Raw genomic sequence first — 17,733 nt, forward strand, 5'->3', positions numbered from 1 at the left:
GCCGAAAGGCGAGAGAAAAAAGCCGCCCGAAGGTTCCTGCCTTCGGGCGGCTTTCATTTTGTGCCTGCGTAGGTTGGGTTAAGCGCAGCGCAACCCAACATCCATTGCACGGCGGCGTGTGTTGGGTTGCGGCTGCGCCTTAACCCAACCTACGTGCCGTCACTGCGCCGGTTCGAAGACCCGGTCGCTGACGACGATGCGGTCCTTGCCGTTCTGCTTGGCGAGGTACATGCGGTGGTCGGCCAATTCGACCAGCTTTTCCCAGTCGACGGGGCGGTCCACGGTGTATTCGGCGATGCCGATGCTGGCGGTCTGGCCGGTGCCGTCCGGGCGCTGGCCGAAGCCCTTGATGCGCAGCCGGTCCACCGCGACCAGCGCGCCGTCGCGGGGCGTGTTCGGCATGATGACCAGGAACTCCTCCCCACCCCAGCGGACCAGCACGTCGGAGGTGCGCAACATGCTGCGGATGGACTCGGCGGCGCGGCCCAGCACCTTGTCGCCCTGGTCGTGGCCGAAGCGGTCGTTGATGGCCTTGAAGTTGTCCAGGTCGAAGAAGACCAGCGACAGCGGGTGGTCCGACCGCTGGGCGTGCGCGAACTGAAGGCGCAGCAGCTCCTCACCGATGCGGCGGGAAAAGGCACCGGTCAGCCCGTCGTGGGAAGCCTGATCGACGAGCGCCATCATGAAGTGCAACTGGCTCATGGCCGACAGCGTGGCCACCACCATGATCAGCACCAGCAGCCACAGGGCGCCCAGGTAGGATGGGAACGGGAAGACCAGGGATCCGTAGACGCCGGCCACCAGATGGGCCAGCAGCAGCGGCAGGGCGAAGACGATGCCTTCCAATGCCGTCAGCGGAAAGACGCTGAGCCCCGCGACCATCACGAAGGGCAGGAAGGCGTAGCCGGCCGCCACGGCGGCGGCGCTGCCCGCGATCTCGTCCTCGTTCAGCATGGGGTGGGAGGCGAGGAAGAAGATCGTCGGCACGGCCAGCAGCAGGGCCAGCCCGCGCCACGCGCTGCCGATCTCGTCGCAGATGCGGTAGCCGAGCGCCAGCGCGCCGAAGGCGAGGCTCGCCACCACACGCAGGCCCGCCAGATAGCCCCACAAGGGCCAGCCGAAAATCAGGACGTCGATGACGATCCACAGCGGCGTCAGCACGGCGAAGACCGCCGCGACCATCCGCACGCGGGAATGAATCAGCACCGCGCGACGGCGCTGGATGATGGGCGTGTGGCCGCCCGGATGCATCAGGTCGCGCAATTGCTCTATGGAGAGATCACCGCTCACGGCCTGGAACGCCCTCTCCGCGAACTGCCTCAGAAGGTTAAGCGCCTGTTGATACACGCGACGGCTCCCCTGAGCAACGGCATTTCCTGTGAGATCGAAGGGTGCGTTGGTATGCGCGGCCTGTCCGGGCCGGCGCCTATTGACATGCGAGAAGTGTGGTTAATGTTCGCGCGGCAATTGCGGGCTGTCAACGGTCGGCTGGTCATACCAGATGGAAATCATAATCGGGAGCCTTGACTTACCTAATGGTCTTAGGCACGGTGCAGGCCTAATGACCTTAGACAGGTACCGACCATGCGTCGCATCGACACCGCCATCCGCATCAACGCACCGGCTTCCGTCGTTTGGACCGTTCTGACCGACACCGCCCGTTATCCCGACTGGAATCCCTTCATCCGCTCTCTGGAGGGCGACTTGGCCACGGGTGCCCGCTTGCGCGTCCGCATCGCGCCCGATGGCGCGGCGCCGATGACCTTCCGCCCGACCGTCCTGCTCTGCGAGGCTGGGCGGGAACTGCGGTGGCTGGGCCGCGTGCTGCTGCCGGGCCTGTTCGACGGCGAACACGCCTTCCGCATCGAACCGGACGGGGCGGGGGTCTGCTTCCGTCACGAGGAACGCTTCCGCGGCCTGCTGGTCGCGCCGCTGTGGATCCGGATGGCCGGACCGACGCGGGCGGGGTTCGAGGCGATGAACCGCGCGCTGAAGCAGCGGGCGGAAGCCTTGGCCCAGGGCAACGCCGGGGGGCGGGCTGCCTGATGGCGCGGCGGATCGGTTTGACCCCAGCGCGGGTCCTGGACGAGGCGGTGGCACTGGCCGACGCCGAAGGGCTGTCCGCAGTGACCCTCGCCCGTCTTGCCGAACGGCTCGGCGTGCGCTCCCCGTCGCTCTACGCCCATGTGGCGGGGCTGGACGGGTTGCAGCGGGACCTGGCCCTGCGCGCGGCCAGGGTGTTGAAGGTGGAACTCGCGGCGGCGATGCAGGGCCGCAGCGGAATGGACGGCCTGCGCGCGATCGCGCGGGCCTACCGCGCCTTCGCCCACGCGCACCCCGGCCTGTACGAGGCGACGCAGCGCGCCGTGACGCCCGGCGACGATCCTGAACTCTCGGCGGCCTTCCTGGAGGTGGTGGAACTCGTCGGCCGTCCACTGCGGCAGCGCGGTCTGGGCGGGGACGACGTGGTGCACGCCGTCCGCGCCCTGCGCAGCGCGCTCCACGGCTTCATCACCCTGGAGCGGGCGCACGGATTCGGCCTGTCCGCCAGCATCGACGAGAGCTTCGACCGGATGGTCGAACTGCTGATCGCCGGCTTGCAGGGGTAGGAAAAGCCTGTCCTACGCGTGCTGGCGGGCCAGACGGCGGGCGTTGGCGCGCACGGTCCGGTAGGCGGGGGTCATGCCGGCGGCGGTCAGCGCGGCGGCGGACTCCACCAGATAGAGCGCCGCGTGGATGCCGGCTTCCAGCGACTCGGTCAGGGTGCGGCGCTGCAACTCGACGAAGTCGGCCGGCGTGCGGCACTGGCCGAGGCCGCCGACGACGATCATGGCGGCCTGCGCCTGCCCCTGCATCAGGGTGGCCCAGGCGTGCTGGAACTCCCCGATGCCCTTGGCGACGGCGTGGGTGGCCTCCACCATCGCCTCGACCTTTTCGGAGCCCATGCGGATGAATTCGGGGTTGGCGAGGTCGATGGGATTGCCCATGGCCGCCGCCATCATGGCGGTGCGATAGCCGATGGTCTGGGCCGCCGCGACGCCCATTTCGCCGGTCTTCACGCCGGTGCGGGTCAGATCGCCCGCCAGGGTGAGAAGCCGTTCCGTCGGTTCGCCGTTGCCGGCCTTGTGCCTTGCCATGATCCGTCACCTCGCCCGAAAAACAAAACCCGGAACCCAACGCTGCAGTGCAGCATTTTGTTCCGGGCTCAATCTGGGTCCGAACCGGACGGATTACAACAGTGTGGTTAGAGGGCGGCCAGCGCGCGGTCGAAATCCTCGATGATGTCCTGCGCATCCTCCAGGCCGACGGACAGCCGCAGCAGGTTCGGGCGGATGTTCGCCGCCACCTTCTCCTCCGGCGTCAGCTTGGAGTGGGTGGTGGTGTCCGGGTGGGTGATCAGGCTCTTCGAATCGCCCAGGTTGTTGGAGATCATAACCATCCCCAGCCCGTTCAGGGCGCGGAAGGCCTCCTCCTTGCCGCCCTTCAGGAAGACGGACAGCATGGTGCCGCCGCCGGTCATCTGCCGGCGGACGAGGTCGTGCTGCGGGTGGCTGGGCAGGCCGGGGTAGAGCACGCGCTCCACCTTGGCGTGGCCCTCCAGGAACTCCGCCACCTTCAGGGCCGACGCGCTCTGCGCGGCGACGCGCAGTTCCAGCGTCTCCAGCCCCTTCAGCAGCAGCCAGGCGTTGAAGGGCGAAATGGTCGGGCCTGTGTGGCGCAGGTAGGGGTGGATCACCTCCGACCCGTACTTCTTGTCGTTGGTCAGGATGATGCCGCCCAGACAGCGGCCCTGGCCGTCGATGTGCTTGGTCGCGGAATAGACGACCACGTCGGCGCCCATCTCGAACGGACGTTGCAGGACCGGCGTGGCGAAGGCGTTGTCCACCACCACCTTGGCCCCGGCCTTGTGGGCCATCTCGCTGACCGCGCGCAGGTCCACGACCTCAAGGCCCGGGTTGCTGGGTGTTTCCAGGAAGACGGCGTTGGTCGGCTTGGACAGGGCGGCTTCCCAGGCGTTCAGGTCGGTGCCGTCCACGAACACCGCCTCCACGCCGAAGCGGGCCGACAGCTCCTTGATGACCCAGTAGCAGGAGATGAACAGCGAGCGGGGCGCCACGATGCGGTCGCCGGTGCGCAGGTTGCACCACAGGGCCGCGTGCACCGCCGCCATGCCGCTGGTGGTCGCGTAGGCCCACTCGGCCCCCTCATACTCGGCCAACCGGTCCTCGAACATGGCGGTGGTCGGGTTGCGGAAGCGCGAATAGACGTGGCGGGAGCCGTCGTTGGCGAAGGCGTGCTCCGCCTCCTCCGCCGAGCCGTAGACGTAGCCGGAGGTCTGGTACAGCGCCTCGCAGGTCTCGTCGAAGCTGGAGCGGCGGATGCCGCCGTGGACCAGCTTGGACCGCGGGCGCAGGCCCGAAACGTTGGGGGTGCGATGGTCGGTGCGTGCCATGCCGCGTGTTCTCCTGTGTCCGCCGGCGGGGCAGACCGGCCAAACAAAAAAGCCCCGACCGTTCGGGTCGAGGCGCGGACGCGGCTCGGACCTTTTTAGCGGGTTGTTTTACGTGGCCCGCAAGCCGGTCGACCAAATCACCACGTGCACACGCTTTTAGGACCGGCGCTGCACGCCGTCAAGCATCAACCGCTTAGTCATCAACCCCTTGGGCCTCTTTTGGTGCCCTGCGTCAACAACCCGCAGGCCATCCTGCGCACGGTGCCTTGCCCGACGCGCGAGCCGTGCGGATCATGGCGAGCAGGAACAGGAGAGGTTGCGGCCCGTGCAGCATCGCATCGAGAGGGAACGCCATTTCGCGCGTCTTGTGCTGACCGGCCGCTTCACCGGCCAGGACGCCGACGCCGTGCGCCGCGTGATCGCCGACATCAAGGGCGGGCCGGAGCGCCGCTACCTTCTTGACCTTTCCGGGCTGGGGTTCATCGACAGCGCCGGCATCGGCATGATGCTGGTCATCAACGGGGAGGCCGCGTCGGTTGGCAAGCACCTCGCCATGCTGGCGGCGGGCGGTCCGGTGAAGAAGGTCGTGGAACTGACCCGCATCGCCATGATCATCCCCGTCTTCGAGACGGTGGAGGACTATGTGGCCGCCAGCGTGCCCGAAGCGCTGCTCGCCGCCGCCCACCCCTGCGCGCCAGGCGAGGACCCGCTGGCCGTGGCCGCGCGGGCGCTGAACACCATCGTTCCGCTGCAACATCCGGATAGGTGACTCGCGCCCACGAGGTTCGCTTCCCATGTCTCCTTCCGGGAAACGACCGCGAGGGAGGCATCGACATGGTTCATCTGCGGGAAGCGCTGGAATCCGAAGCGGCCAAGGCGGCGGCGCGCGAAGGCCGGTCGCTCGACCAGTTCGTCAGCGAGGCGGTCGAGGAAAAGCTGCGCCACGCACGCCACGTCACCACCATCCACGACCGCGGCGCGGCCGCCGAGGAAGACGAGCCCGAAACGGCCCGCCCCTGAGCGGCCAGCCCCTGAGCGGGAAGGCGGTTGTCGAAGCCGTCCTCCGGCGCTATATTTTAGACACCAGGGGTCAGTTCAACACTCTCCGGTACCCGCATTCCTCAGGCGGATGGTCACCGTATGAGGTTTGCAAACGAAAAGAGGGGCGGTGCTGCTACACCGCCCCTCTTTCGTTTGAGCAGTTGTAGGTTGGGTTAAGCGCAGCGCAACCCAACATTCCTTGCCGCGCGATGCTGTTGTGTTTCGCAAGGGCTCAACACAACCTACGCATTACCACCGGTTACTTCACCATCCCCCGCAGCCGGTACAACTCCTCCAGCGCTTGCCTTGGCGTCAGGCTGTCGGGGTCGATGGACTTCAGGGCCTCTTCCACCGGGGAGGGTTCCGCCGGAGTGGCGGGGGCCGACGCCGTTGCGGCCGGGGCGGGACGCTTGAGTGCGGCGCTGAACAGCGGCAGGTCTTCCGCCAGCCGGTGGATGGCGGCGTTCTGCTCGCCCGACTCCAGGATGGTCAGCACCTCCTCGGCCCGGCCGACCACGGCGCCCGGCAGGCCGGCCAGCTTGGCGACGTGAATGCCGTAGCTGCGGTCGGCGGCACCCGCCGTCACCTCGTGCAGGAAGACCACGTCGCCCTGCCACTCCTTGATGCGCATGGTGTGACAGCTGAGCGCCGGCAGCTTCGACGCCAGCATGGTCAGTTCGTGATAGTGCGTGGCGAACAGCGCGCGGCAGCGGTTGACGTCGTGCAGATGCTCCACGCAGGCCCAGGCGATGGACAGGCCGTCGAAGGTCGCCGTGCCGCGCCCGATCTCGTCCAGGATGACCAGCGCGCGTTCCCCGGACTGATTCAGGATGGCGGCGGTTTCCACCATCTCCACCATGAAGGTGGAGCGCCCGCGCGCCAGATCGTCGGCCGCACCGACACGGCTGTAGAGCCGGTCGACCACGCCGATGTGCGCGCTGTCCGCCGGGACGAAGCTGCCCATCTGCGCCAGCACGGCGATCAGCGCGTTCTGGCGCAGGAAGGTGGACTTGCCGGCCATGTTCGGGCCGGTCAGCAGCCACAGCCGGTTGTCCGGGGCAAGGTCGCAGTCGTTCGCGACGAAGGGGCCGGCGTTGCCGGCGTCCAGCACCGCTTCCACCACCGGATGCCGGCCGCCCCGGATGGAGAAGGCGAGGCTGCCGTCCACGGTTGGTCGGCTGTAGCGCCGCTCCACCGCCAGTTCGGCCAGCGAGGTCGCCACGTCCAGCGCGGCCAGCGCGTGGGCGGCCTGGGCGATGGCGTCGGCGCGGCCCGTCACCCCCTCCACCAGTTCGTTGAACAGCTCCAGCTCCACGGCCAGCGCCTTGTCGGCGGCCTCGGAGATGCGGCGCTCCAGGTCCGACAGCTCCACCGTGCCGAAGCGCACGGCGTTCGCCATGGTCTGGCGGTGCATGAAGACCTCGCGCCCCTTGCCGGACATCAGCTTGTCCGCGTGGGTCGCCGTCACCTCGATGTGATAGCCCAGCACGTTGTTGTGCTTGACCTTCAGCGTCGGCACGCCCGCGAGATCGGCATACTTCGCCTGAAGCCCGGCGATCAGCCGGCGGCTTTCGTCGCGCAGCGTCACCAGCTCGTCCAGCGCGTAGGAGTAGCCTTGCGCGATGAAGCCGCCGTCGCGGGCCAGCAGCGGCAGCTCCGGTGACAGGGCTTGCGTCAACTGGTGGACCAGCTCGCTGTGCTCGCCCAGCCCCTTGGCGACCGCGCCCAACCCGTCGGGCAGGGGGCCAGGGACGCCGTTCAGCAGCATGCGGATGGCCGAGGCCTGGGCCAGCCCGTCGCGTACAGCGGCCAGGTCGCGCGGACCGCCACGCCCCAGCGTCAGGCGGGACAGCGCGCGCTCCAGGTCCGGGCAGCGGCGCAGGCCTTCCCGCAGGTCCAGGCGCAGCCGCTCCTCGGTCATGGCGAACTCGACCATGTCGTGGCGCTTGGCGATGGCCGTGGGGTTGGTCAGCGGGGCCGAGAGCTGGGCGGCGAGCAGCCGCGCGCCGGCCCCGGTCACCGTGCGGTCGATGGTGGCGAGCAGGCTGCCGCGCCGCTCCCCCGTCAGGGTGCGGGTCAGCTCCAGGTTGCGGCGGGTCGCGGCGTCGATCTCCATGACCGCACCGGGGCCGAGCCGGCGGGGCGGCGACAGGCGCGGCACGCGGCCCTTTTGCGTCAACTCCACATAGGCGACCAGCGCACCGGCCGCCGCGACTTCCGCGCGGGAGAACTGGCCGTAGGCGTCCAGCGTGCCGACGCCGTAGACCGTCAGCAGGCGCTGCCGGCCGTTCTCGCTGTCGAAGCGCGGGGTGGGCTGCACGGTCAGGCGCGCCTTCCACTCCCCCCACAGCTCGTACAGGTCGGGGCTCTGGCACAGCTTTTCGGAAACCAGCACCTCCTGCGGGTCGAGGCGGCCGAGCGCGGCGCCAAGGCCGGCGCGCTCCACTGGCTGGACCACCAGCTCGCCCGTGGACAGCTCCAGCCACGCCAGCCCCACCCCGCCCGCGGCCTCCGCCACCGCCGCCAGCCAGTTGGAGGAGCGGGAATCCAGCAGCGAATCCTCGGTCAGCGTGCCGGGGGTGACGATGCGGATGACGCCGCGCTTCACGACCGATTTGCTGCCGCGCTTCTTGGCCTCGGCGGGGTCCTCCATCTGCTCGCAGATGGCGACGCGGAAGCCCTGGCGGATCAGGCGTTGCAGGTAGGATTCGTGGCTGTGCACCGGCACGCCGCACATGGGGATGTCCTCGCCCAGGTGCTGGCCGCGCTTGGTCAGGGCGATGTCCAGCGCGCGAGCCGCGTTCACCGCGTCCTCGAAGAACATCTCGTAGAAGTCGCCCATCCGGTAGAACAGCAGGCAATCCGGGTGCGCCTGCTTGATCTCCAGATACTGCACCATCATCGGGGTGGCGTCCGAAGGAATGGCGGCGGGGACGGCGGCGGCAATCGCGTCTGACACGGGAGGTACGACCGGGTTTCGATGGTGGGGGAACGGAATGGGGCGCCACCCTAGCACGAGCCGCGCCCTGCGGAAGAGAGGCTTGGCGGTGGGGGGCGGCAGCGGGGGCCTGGGCCGGGGTCTATGCGTTGCGGGCCTTTGTTTCCGGCGGCGCCGTCCGGTAGACTGCCCATCCTTACGAAGCTGGGGAGGAAGAGGCCGTGACGCAAGCGTCCGACAACAACCGCGCTCCGAACGCCGCCCAATCGAATGCCATTCAATCGAATGCGGGGCGCGAGGTGCACGAGGTCGTCGCCCTGTTCGAAACGCGCGAGGCGTTCGACCGCGCCGTCGCCGCCCTTCTGGAGGCCGGCTTCACCCGCGAGGATCTGTCCATCCTGGCGAGCCACACCTCGCTGGAGGCCGCCGACCAGCGCCCGCCCGCCCCGCGCGACGAGGCGCTGACCGGTCTGGTGGGCGAGCTGAAATACGCTTTCCCGCTGACCACCGCCGGGCTGCTCGCCATCGTCGGCGGGCCGATCGCCGCCCCGCTGGCGGCGCTGGTGGCGGCCGGTCTGGGCGGTGTCGCCATCAAGGACTATCTGGACGAGCTGACCAGCCACCCCGACACCGACGAGTTCAGCCGGGCGCTGGAAGCCGGGGGCGTGATCCTCTGGGTCCGCGTCACCGATCCGGCCGTCGAGGCCAAGGCCGGCGCCATCCTGGAACGCCACGGCGGCAGGAACGTCCATCTGGCCGTGCGCGAGGAGTGAAGAAAAGCCCCTCGCCCGGCTCCGCCGGGAGAGGGCGAGGGGATGGGCGAGGGGGCTTTACGTCGTCACGCCGCGCAGGCGCGGATCTCGCCGTCTCCGTTCACCAGGACCAGACCGTGCCGCTTGTACTGGGCCTGGACGATGGCCGCCCAGCCCATGCGGATCAGGGCGATCTTTTCGCTGTCCTCGGCGATGGTGCCGCAGACCACGTCGCAGACCTCAAGCAGCAGGCTGTCGGACACGGCGCCGGGGTGAAGGTTCGCCGCGTGCAGCAGCCAAGCGATCAGGTCGATGATGCTGTGGCGCGGCAGGCCGCGCTCCGCGAGCGTCAGCGCGTTGCCGAGGTTCGCCAGTTCGCCGCGCGCCTTGTCCGCCGTTCCGGTCATCGGAGCTCTCCCGTCTTTCCCGGATGAATCCCTACTCCGAATGGGAATAGCGTTCAGTGACAGCGGTCACAGCCCCTTCAGGCCGGGACGTTCCCTTGGGCCAGCACCTGTCCGACCTTCTGGACCAGGGCGTCGGGGGTGAAGGGCTTGGGCAAAAGCAGCGTGCCGGCCTCGAACTCCGACTCGTTGGCGATGCCGGCATAGCCGGTCATGTAGACGACCTTCAGCGCCGGGCACTGGCGCCGCGCCATCTCGGCGAGCTGGCGGCCGTTCAGGCCGGGCAGGCCGACGTCGGTCAGCATCAGGTGGAAGGGTGTGGAGCCCTCGACCAGCGCCATGGCGGAGGGGGCGTCCTCCGCCTCCTCCACGTCGTAGCCGGCGCCGCGCAGCGCCTCGGCCGCGACGAAGCGGACGATGGCCTCGTCCTCCACCAGAAGGATGCGCCGCGGCCCCCCGCCGGCGATGCCCGGAGCGGCTGAGCCGGTCGTGGCCGGGGCCACCGTATCGGCGGGCTCCTCGGCCGGCGGGACGTGGCGGGGCAGGTACAGCTCCACCGTCGTCCCCTGGCTGAGGGAGGAGAGGATGCGAGCACCGCCGCCGCACTGGCGCACGATGCCGTAGACCTGGCTGAGGCCCAGCCCCGTGCCCTGGCCGACCGGCTTGGTGGTGAAGAAGGGATCGAAGGCGCGGGCCAGCACGTCCGGCGGCATGCCCGTTCCGGTGTCGGACACGCACAGGCGGACATAGTCGCCGGGCGGGACGTCGCCGATGGCCGCGGCGGTGGTGGCATTCAGCGCGACGTTCGCGGTCCGGACGCGCAGCCGCCCGCCCTCCGGCATGGCGTCGCGGGCGTTGATGGCGAGGTTCAGCAGCGCCGTTTCCACCTGCACCGGATCGCAGGAGGTGAGCCACAGCTCCTCGGCCAGCTCCATTTCCAGCGTGATGGATTCGGTCAGCGAGCGGCGCAGCAGCGGCGTCATGCCCGACACCAGCCGGTTCATATCCTCGGTGCTGCGGTTCAGCGGCTGCTGGCGGGCGAAGGCGAGCAGCCGCTGCGTCAGGTTGGCCGCCCGGTTGGCGCCCTGCAGGGCGATGTCGATGGGGCCGTCGAGGTCCTTGCCCTCGACCCTGTGGCCACCGTGGGCAAGGCGGCTGCGGAGCGTTTCCAGGCTACCGATGATGGCGGTCAGCAGGTTGTTGAAGTCGTGCGCGATGCCGCCGGTCAGTTTGCCGATGGCCTCTAGCTTCTGGCTCTGGCGCAGCGCGGCTTCGGCCAGCTCGCGCTTGGCGGCCTCCTGCTCCAGGCGGATCAGCGCGGCGCGCTCGCGGTTGGTCTGGCGCAGGGCCAGCAGCGTCATCAGGAACAGCGACAGGGCGGCACCGCCGCACAGCAGGCCCAGGATCAGCACATGCTGGCGCCAGGGGGCGAGCACCGCGTCCTGCCCGGCGGCCAGCACGACATAGACCGGGTACTTGCCGACCTTGCGGTAGGCGACCAGCCGCTTCACGTTGTCGATGGCCGAGGCGCCGGTGAAGCTTCCCCGCTCCGGCTCGGCGGCCACGGCGCGGCGGAAGTTCTGGCTGGCCATCTGCGGGGCGGTGCCCGGCGGCGGGATCTCCGCGTCGCGGATCAGGAAGACGCCGTCCTCCCGGATCAGTCCGGCCGCGTGGTTGAGGTGGGGCGCCGCCTCCCGGTACAGGCGCACCAGCGTCTCCGCCCTGATCGACACGGCGATCAGACCGTTGAAGCGTCCGTCGGGGGAGGGGCGCCGACGCGCCACCACGAAGAAGGTCTGCTTGCTGATCGATTCCTGGATGGCGCGGGACAGGATGAAGTCCGACCCGCCGTCGCGCAGGGCGGTGAAGTGCTCGCGCTGGCTGGCGTCGGTCATCGGCGACGGGAAATAGCGGCTGCCCGCCACCGTGATCCCCTGCGGCGAGGTGATCCAGATGGCGTCCACCTGCTCCAGCCCCTGGTCGAGGTCGCGCAGGAACCGATGAACGTCCTCCGACCGGGCGATCTCGTCCCAGGACAGGCCGGCGATGCGGCCCTCCACCTGGCGGATCACCAGATCCTGGATTTCCAGCATGCGCAGCGCATGTTCATGCAGGATGTCGGTGGTCCGGCGCAGCGACTCCTCCGCCTCCTCCAGGATGCGGGCGCGGTCGTAGGCGCAGACGCCGGCAAAGATGACGAGCGGAAGGACAAGGCTGGCAATCAGGATGCCGATCAGGCTCCGCATCGGTGACTTCGAAGACAGCGCCATGGATAGCCCTTCTGCGCCGGCGCTGCTGGGGAGCGAACCCGGCCCTGGCCCGGCATCGTAAGGCATTCCGACGGTTGCGGAAAAGGGTTTGTTGGATCGCATTCCGAGTCGCGTGCGGTCCCCCGCGTTTCCGGCTATAGTCCCCGCGCTTCACGGTTTGTCGCACCCGTTGTTATTCCTGGGAAGGCTTTCGCTTTGCCGATGCTCTCTGCCCGCGCCGCCGCGCCCAAGTCCGCCACACCCGGGTCCGCCGCGCCTGAGTCTGCTGCCGACGCCCAGCACATCCCGAACCGCCGCGCGATCCTGTCCCGGCGCAAGCTGGCGGAGGAGCTGGAAAAGCTGGTCGAGCAGTTTGGGACCGGCGACAAGCTGCGCCCCGCCCTGATCGCCTGCCTGCGCACCGCGCTGAACGACGGCCGGGCGGAGGTGCGCAGCCGGTTCGAGGCCAAGGGTTCGGGCGAGGACTGCGTGCGGCAGAACTGCTACCTTGCCGACGGGCTGGTCCGCACGCTGGCCGACTTCACGATCCAGAACATCTTCCCCACGGCCAACCCGACCTCGGGCGAGGTGTTCGACATCGTCGCGACCGGCGGCTACGGCCGTGGGGAGCTGGCGCCCTTCTCCGACATCGACCTGCTGTTCCTGCTGCCCTACAAGCGCACGCCGCGCGTGGAGCAGGTGGTCGAGTACATGCTCTACATCCTGTGGGATCTCGGGCTGAAGGTCGGCCACGCGGTGCGCAGCGTGGACGAGTGCATCCGGCAGTCCAAGGCCGACGTCACCATCCGCACCGCCATCCTGGAGAGCCGCTACCTCTGGGGTCCGCGCAAGCTCTACGGCGAGCTGAAGCGCCGCTTCGACAAGGAGGTCGTCGCCGGATCCGGGCCGGAGTTCGTGGAGGCCAAGCTGGCCGAGCGCGACAACCGCCACCTGAAGCTGGGCGACAGCCGCTATGTGCTGGAACCCAACCTGAAGGACGGCAAGGGGGGCCTGCGCGACCTGCAGACGCTGTTCTGGATCGCCAAGTACCTGTATCGCGTGGAGGACGTGGAGGATCTGGTCGGCAAGAAGGTCCTGCTGCCGGAGGAGGCGCAGCGCTTCGCCAAGGCGCAGAACTTCCTGTGGACCGCGCGCTGCCACCTGCACTACCTGACCGGCCGCATGGAAGACCGGATGACCTTCGACGTGCAGACGGAGATCGGCAGCCGCATGGGATACACCGACCACGCCGGGACCAAGGGCGTGGAACGATTCATGAAGCACTATTTCCTGGTCGCCAAGGACGTGGGCGACCTGACGCGCATCTTCTGCGCGGCGCTGGAGGCGGAATCGAAGCGCCCGCCGAAGTTCAACATCCTGCGGCTGGCCGCGCTGACCCGGCGCAAGGACGTGGACGGCTTCATCGTGGACGGCGAACGGCTGAACGTCCGCAGCGACCGCCAGTTCAAGGAAGCGCCGCTGGACATGATCCGGCTGTTCCACTGCGCCCAGATCAACGACATCGACATCCACCCGAACGCGCTGCGCGCCATCACGCGCTCCCTGTCGGTGGTGGGGCCGAAGCTGCGCGCGGACCCGGAGGCCAACCGGCTGTTCCTGGAGATCCTGACCGGCCCCAAGGACCCGGAAATCACGCTCCGCCGCATGAACGAGGCCGGCGTGCTCGCCCGCTTCATCCCCGACTTCGGCCGGGTGGTGGCGCAGATGCAGTACGACATGTACCACGTCTACACGGTGGACGAGCACACGCTGTTCGCGCTGGGCATCCTGCACAAGATCGAGACGGGCGAGCTGACCGACGAGCTGCCGCTGTCGTCGGAGGTGATCCACAAGGTGGTGTCGCGGCGCGCGCTCTACGTCGCGGTGCTGCTGCACGACATCGCCAAGGGGCGCGGCGGCGACCATTCCGTGCTGGGCGCGCGGGTGGCGGAAAAGCTCTGCCCGCGCCTGGGCCTGACGGCGGAGGAGACGGAGACGGTGGCGTGGCTGGTGCGCTGGCACCTCGCCATGTCGCAGGTCGCCTTCAAGCGCGACCTGGAGGACGACAAGACCGTGCGCGACTTCGTCTCGCTGGTCCAGTCGCCGGAGCGTCTGCGCCTGCTGCTGGTGCTGACCGTGGCCGACATCCGCGCCGTGGGGCCGCAGCGCTGGAACAACTGGAAGGCCACGCTGCTGCGCGAGCTGTACAACCGGTCGGAAGAGCTGATGTCCGGCGGCCTGTCGGTGGAGGGGCGCGGGCGCCGCATCCAGGCGGCGCAGGCGGCACTCCGGGCCGAACTCAGCGACTTCGACGATGCCGACTTCGACCGGCACACGGCGCTGGGCTACCCGGCCTACTGGCTGGCCTTCGACGCCGAAACGCTGGCCCGCCACGCGCGGCTGGTCCGCGAGGCGGAGCGCGACCAGCGCCCGCTGACCGTGGACACCCGCATCGACCGCGGCCGCGCCATCACGGAAGTCACGATCTACGCTACCGACCACCACGGCCTGTTCTCCCGCCTTGCCGGCGCGCTGGCGGCGTCGGGGGCGGACATCGTGGACGCGCGCATCTTCACCATGACCAACGGCATGGCGCTGGACGTCTTCACCGTGCAGGACGCGGCCGGTGGCGGCGCCTTCGAGAGCGGCGACAAGCTTGCCAAACTGTCGGTGATGATCGAACGGGTGCTGTCCGGCCAGCTGAAGCCGCTGCACGACCTCGCCCAGCGCAAGGCCCCGCACGCCAGCCGCACCCGCGTCTTCCACGTGCCGCCGCGCGTGCTGATCGACAACAACGCCTCCACCACCCACACGGTGATCGAGGTGAACGGCCGCGACCGGCCGGGCCTGCTGTACGACCTGACCCGCGCCCTGTCGAACCTGACCCTGCAGATCTCGTCGGCGAAGATTTCCACCTATGGGGAAAAGGCCATCGACGTGTTTTACGTGAAGGACGTGTTCGGCCTGAAGGTGACCCACGAGAACAAGCTGGCCCAAATCCGGGAACGCCTGCTCCACTCCATGGCCGACGCGGCGGGGTAAGGGGCCGTTCCATGCTCCCCGATCTGCATCTCTGCCACGTCTTCGTCTTCGTCGAACCCGGCGCGCCCGAGGCGGCGGCCCTCGATGCCGCCGGGCTGCGGCCGAGCTACCGGCGGCAGCACCCGGGGCAGGGGACGGCCAACCTCTGCTATTGCTTCGACAACGCCTTCCTTGAGCTTCTGTGGGAAACGGACGCCGACGCGATCCGCGGTCCGTCCATCGCGCGGACCCGCCTTGCCGAGCGGGCGCGGTGGCGCGAGACGGGGGCCTGCCCGTTCGGCATCTCCGTCCGCACGGACTCCGCCGGCCAGCCCTTGCCGTTCGAGACGTGGGACTTCGCGCCGCCCTACCTGCCGCCCGGCATGACGATCCCGGTTTCCTTGGACAGCGAGGATCCGGCGCGGCTTTTCCTGTTCCGTTCCCCCGGAAGCACGCGGCCCGACGCCTGGACCGACGGCCGGGCCGGCGACCGCCAGAGCGCGGCGGGATTGGCGGAGATCGTGGGCGTTCACCTGTCCATGCCGCTGGACGGTCCACCGGGTGGTGATCTCGCAGTTCTGAGCGCCGCCGGCATCCTCACGGTCGAAGCCTTGCCCAAGGGCGCGCCGCCCCGGCTGGAGCTGTCCCTGTCCCGCGCCGACGGCGGGCCGCTACGGCGCCTGTCGCTTCCGGATTTCCGCTGGCTGGACTGAAGGCGCGCGGTCAGGCCTTGTCCGTCCGCTCCTCCACCCACTCGTCGATCAGGCCGGCGGCCACGCCGGCCACGATGCCGTTGACCGATCCGGCCAGCAGGTCCGACGCCCAGTGGCGTTCGGTCGCCATGCTCGACCAGCAGACGGCGGCGGCGAAGCCGACGCTGGTGACGGTCACCGGCGAGAAGCCCCGGTTCATGCCGATCACCGTCGCGACCGCCGCCACGTCCGTGGCGTGGCCCGAGGGGAAGGAGGCGTGCTTGCCGTCGGCCTTGCCCCAGCGGGACGGGTCGCCGCCCTCGTTCGGGCGGGCGCGGCAGACCATCCGCTTGCCGGCCTTGGCCGCCATGGTGCCCAGCAGGATGGCGAGCAGCCCCTGCCGCGCGAGCCGCGACAGCGCCGGCTCTTCCCGCCCTCGCCCGGCGGCCCACAGGCCTGTCAGCACCGGGACCAGCACCTTGCGCGAGGCCTGCACCTGAAGGCTGTCGCGCAGGGCTGGCGCCTCTTCGCCCAGCGCGACGGATTTGCGGTGGGCCGCAGCGTCGAGATCGCTCACGCGGCGCAGGACTTCTTTTCCCAAGTGATCGGCGGTCAAGGCCCGTACTCCCGACTGGAGGCTGCGTTCGGAACATGGGACGCAACCGGCGCGCCCCCGGAAAGCTCCAACCGCGCCGCTGCCGTTTCGTCGCGGGGTACCCCTCCGTCCCGTTTGGCAATCGCCGACCATTCGGCGCCCATTCCGGAGCCATGGCCGGGGGAGTCGGCGATTGCCAAACCGCGATCCGGCGGGGTTTGGGCAGCGTTTGGCAATCGCCGACCATCGCCGCGCCGAGTCGCCGCGATTCGAGCCACCGGGGCGTTTGGCAATCACCGACCAGGGCACGAGTCGGCCGGATTCCCACAGGGACCTTTGGCGATGGCCGACCCGTTCCTTGGCGATGGCCGACCGATTCCCGAGTCGTCCACAGGCAATCGCCGACCTAGCAAATAGACTCCGGCAATTAGGGTCCAATTAGCTTGGTCGGTGATCGCCAAATGGACTCCCGGGGCGGTGCATGATCGACTGCGGGCATCATGGAGCGGGGGGATCGGGGACCGATGGGCGACGTACACCAACTCATCATCACGCACGGCCGGCAGGAAGCCCGGAACCTCGTCGATCCGAAGCGCGCCAGCGTCGTCGACGTCGCGGCGGCGGTGCTTGAGGATGAGTCGAACGCGCTCGGCATCACCTATTCCGGCTTCTGCCTGACCAGCCTGCCGCACCGGAAACTGGCGCCCGACGCTGAATGGCGCCGCGACCAGGGCCGCGTGACCCTGCTGGTGGAGCCGGGGAAGGAGCGCAAACGCGACGGCAGCCTGATGCCCGTGGGTGTGCCCTACGGCGCCAAGGCGCGGCTGATCCTGCTGTACCTGCAGACCCGCGCGATCCAGGACAACAGCCGCGAGATCGAGCTTGGCCGCTCCATGAACGACTGGCTGGACCGCATGGGCGTGTCGGCCGGCGGCTCCACCTACAAGGCGGTGCAGGAGCAGGCGACCCGCATCAACCTGTGCCGCCTGACCTTCTTCTGGGACAAGGACGGGGCGGAGGGCTTCGCCAAGGAGAACATCGTCAACGGCGGCATCCGGCTGCGCGACGACGACGGGCAGGGCACGCTGTGGCGCGAGACGGTGCAACTGTCGGAGACCTTCTTCGCGGCCCTGAAGCGTTCCCCCGTGCCGATCTGGGAGCCGGCGATCCGCCACATCGGCGGCTGTTCCATGGCCATCGACGTGTATGTGTGGCTCGCCTACCGCCTGCATGTGCTGCGCGACCCGACGCCGGTGACCTGGAAGGCGCTCTTCAACCAGTTCGGCGGCGGGTACAAGGAACTGAAGCACTTCAAGCCGGAGTTCCGCGTGGCCCTCGACCTCGCGCTGGCCGTCTACGAGACCGCCCGCGTGGAGTTCTCCGACACCGGCGTCCTCCTGCACCCCTCGCCCCCGCCGATTCCCGAGCGCAAGCTGCTGAGTCGGTGATTGCCAAATCCAAGAACCCCTCGCCCGCAGGGAAATCGCATTTGGCGCTTTTAGCCCTCTCCCCTCTGGGGAGAGGGTGGCCCGGAGGGCCGGTGGGGGGGTTGCGCATGGCGGAAGGTCCGGCAAAAACGCAACCCCCC

The 17,733-nt window shown here is 69.0% G+C and carries 15 protein-coding genes and 1 riboswitch; of the genes, 8 read left to right on the top strand and 7 right to left on the bottom strand.

Annotated elements, in window-relative coordinates; translation table 11 throughout:
* Positions 1 to 159: 159 nt before the first annotated feature.
* On the bottom strand, positions 160 to 1,290 hold the full coding sequence (locus ACSVC7_RS15735) for a GGDEF domain-containing protein (protein WP_448205145.1): 1,131 nt from the start codon (positions 1,288 to 1,290) through the stop codon (positions 160 to 162).
* Between the two features lie 294 nt (positions 1,291 to 1,584).
* Here ACSVC7_RS15735 and ACSVC7_RS15740 point away from each other — a divergent pair, with 294 nt between their 5' ends.
* Both ACSVC7_RS15740 and ACSVC7_RS15745 read left to right on the top strand, forming a co-directional pair.
* Positions 1,585 to 2,046, top strand: coding sequence for an SRPBCC family protein (locus tag ACSVC7_RS15740; protein WP_448205144.1), 462 nt, complete (start codon positions 1,585 to 1,587; stop codon positions 2,044 to 2,046).
* Positions 2,046 to 2,609, top strand: coding sequence for a TetR/AcrR family transcriptional regulator (locus ACSVC7_RS15745; protein WP_448205143.1), 564 nt, complete (start codon positions 2,046 to 2,048; stop codon positions 2,607 to 2,609). Before ACSVC7_RS15740 ends, ACSVC7_RS15745 begins: the two co-directional genes overlap by 1 nt.
* Before the next feature lie 12 nt (positions 2,610 to 2,621).
* Here the strand turns inward: ACSVC7_RS15745 and ACSVC7_RS15750 are convergent, their stop codons facing one another.
* Positions 2,622 to 3,137: a phasin family protein gene (locus tag ACSVC7_RS15750; RefSeq protein ID WP_448205142.1), complete on the bottom strand. Its 516-nt coding sequence runs from the start codon at positions 3,135 to 3,137 to the stop codon at positions 2,622 to 2,624.
* 107 nt (positions 3,138 to 3,244) lie between these two features.
* Complete coding sequence (metZ, locus tag ACSVC7_RS15755) at positions 3,245 to 4,453, bottom strand: O-succinylhomoserine sulfhydrylase (RefSeq protein ID WP_448205141.1); 1,209 nt, start codon at positions 4,451 to 4,453, stop codon at positions 3,245 to 3,247.
* A 74-nt stretch (positions 4,454 to 4,527) separates the two neighbouring features.
* Positions 4,528 to 4,607: riboswitch (SAM riboswitch) on the bottom strand.
* Between the two features lie 171 nt (positions 4,608 to 4,778).
* Here metZ and ACSVC7_RS15760 point away from each other — a divergent pair.
* On the top strand, positions 4,779 to 5,222 hold the full coding sequence (locus ACSVC7_RS15760; RefSeq protein WP_448205140.1) for an STAS domain-containing protein: 444 nt from the start codon (positions 4,779 to 4,781) through the stop codon (positions 5,220 to 5,222).
* A 65-nt stretch (positions 5,223 to 5,287) separates the two neighbouring features.
* A complete protein-coding gene (locus ACSVC7_RS15765) occupies positions 5,288 to 5,473 on the top strand; it encodes a hypothetical protein (RefSeq protein WP_448205139.1) in 186 nt (61 codons plus the stop codon).
* Positions 5,474 to 5,753: 280 nt separating this feature from the next.
* On the opposite strand, the gene mutS is transcribed toward ACSVC7_RS15765, so the two are convergent.
* Positions 5,754 to 8,396, bottom strand: coding sequence for a DNA mismatch repair protein MutS (gene mutS, locus ACSVC7_RS15770; protein ID WP_448205293.1), 2,643 nt, complete (start codon positions 8,394 to 8,396; stop codon positions 5,754 to 5,756).
* 257 nt (positions 8,397 to 8,653) lie between these two features.
* On the opposite strand from mutS, the gene ACSVC7_RS15775 reads away from it, so the two are divergent.
* The gene (locus ACSVC7_RS15775; protein WP_448205138.1) at positions 8,654 to 9,205 is read left to right on the top strand and encodes a hypothetical protein; all 552 of its coding nucleotides are present in this window, start codon (positions 8,654 to 8,656) and stop codon (positions 9,203 to 9,205) included.
* Between the two features lie 65 nt (positions 9,206 to 9,270).
* Here ACSVC7_RS15775 and ACSVC7_RS15780 read toward each other — a convergent pair whose 3' ends face one another.
* Both ACSVC7_RS15780 and ACSVC7_RS15785 read right to left on the bottom strand, forming a co-directional pair.
* Positions 9,271 to 9,591, bottom strand: a complete 321-nt coding sequence (locus ACSVC7_RS15780; RefSeq protein WP_448205137.1) for a hypothetical protein — start codon at positions 9,589 to 9,591, stop codon at positions 9,271 to 9,273.
* Between the two features lie 77 nt (positions 9,592 to 9,668).
* Positions 9,669 to 11,858 (bottom strand): ATP-binding protein, encoded by a 2,190-nt coding sequence (locus ACSVC7_RS15785; RefSeq protein WP_448205136.1) that lies wholly within the window; start codon positions 11,856 to 11,858, stop codon positions 9,669 to 9,671.
* A gap of 201 nt (positions 11,859 to 12,059) precedes the next feature.
* On the opposite strand from ACSVC7_RS15785, the gene ACSVC7_RS15790 reads away from it, so the two are divergent.
* Both ACSVC7_RS15790 and ACSVC7_RS15795 read left to right on the top strand, forming a co-directional pair.
* Entirely contained in the window at positions 12,060 to 14,879 is a 2,820-nt protein-coding gene (locus tag ACSVC7_RS15790; protein ID WP_448205292.1) for a [protein-PII] uridylyltransferase, read from the top strand.
* Between the two features lie 11 nt (positions 14,880 to 14,890).
* Positions 14,891 to 15,571: a VOC family protein gene (locus ACSVC7_RS15795; protein ID WP_448205135.1), complete on the top strand. Its 681-nt coding sequence runs from the start codon at positions 14,891 to 14,893 to the stop codon at positions 15,569 to 15,571.
* 10 nt (positions 15,572 to 15,581) lie between these two features.
* Here ACSVC7_RS15795 and ACSVC7_RS15800 read toward each other — a convergent pair whose 3' ends face one another.
* Complete coding sequence (locus ACSVC7_RS15800; protein WP_448205134.1) at positions 15,582 to 16,127, bottom strand: phosphatase PAP2 family protein; 546 nt, start codon at positions 16,125 to 16,127, stop codon at positions 15,582 to 15,584.
* 542 nt (positions 16,128 to 16,669) lie between these two features.
* On the opposite strand from ACSVC7_RS15800, the gene ACSVC7_RS15805 reads away from it, so the two are divergent.
* Entirely contained in the window at positions 16,670 to 17,593 is a 924-nt protein-coding gene (locus ACSVC7_RS15805; protein ID WP_448205133.1) for a replication protein RepA, read from the top strand.
* The last annotated feature ends 140 nt before the right edge of the window (positions 17,594 to 17,733 follow it).

Source organism: Azospirillum mesophilum (assembly GCF_053470405.2).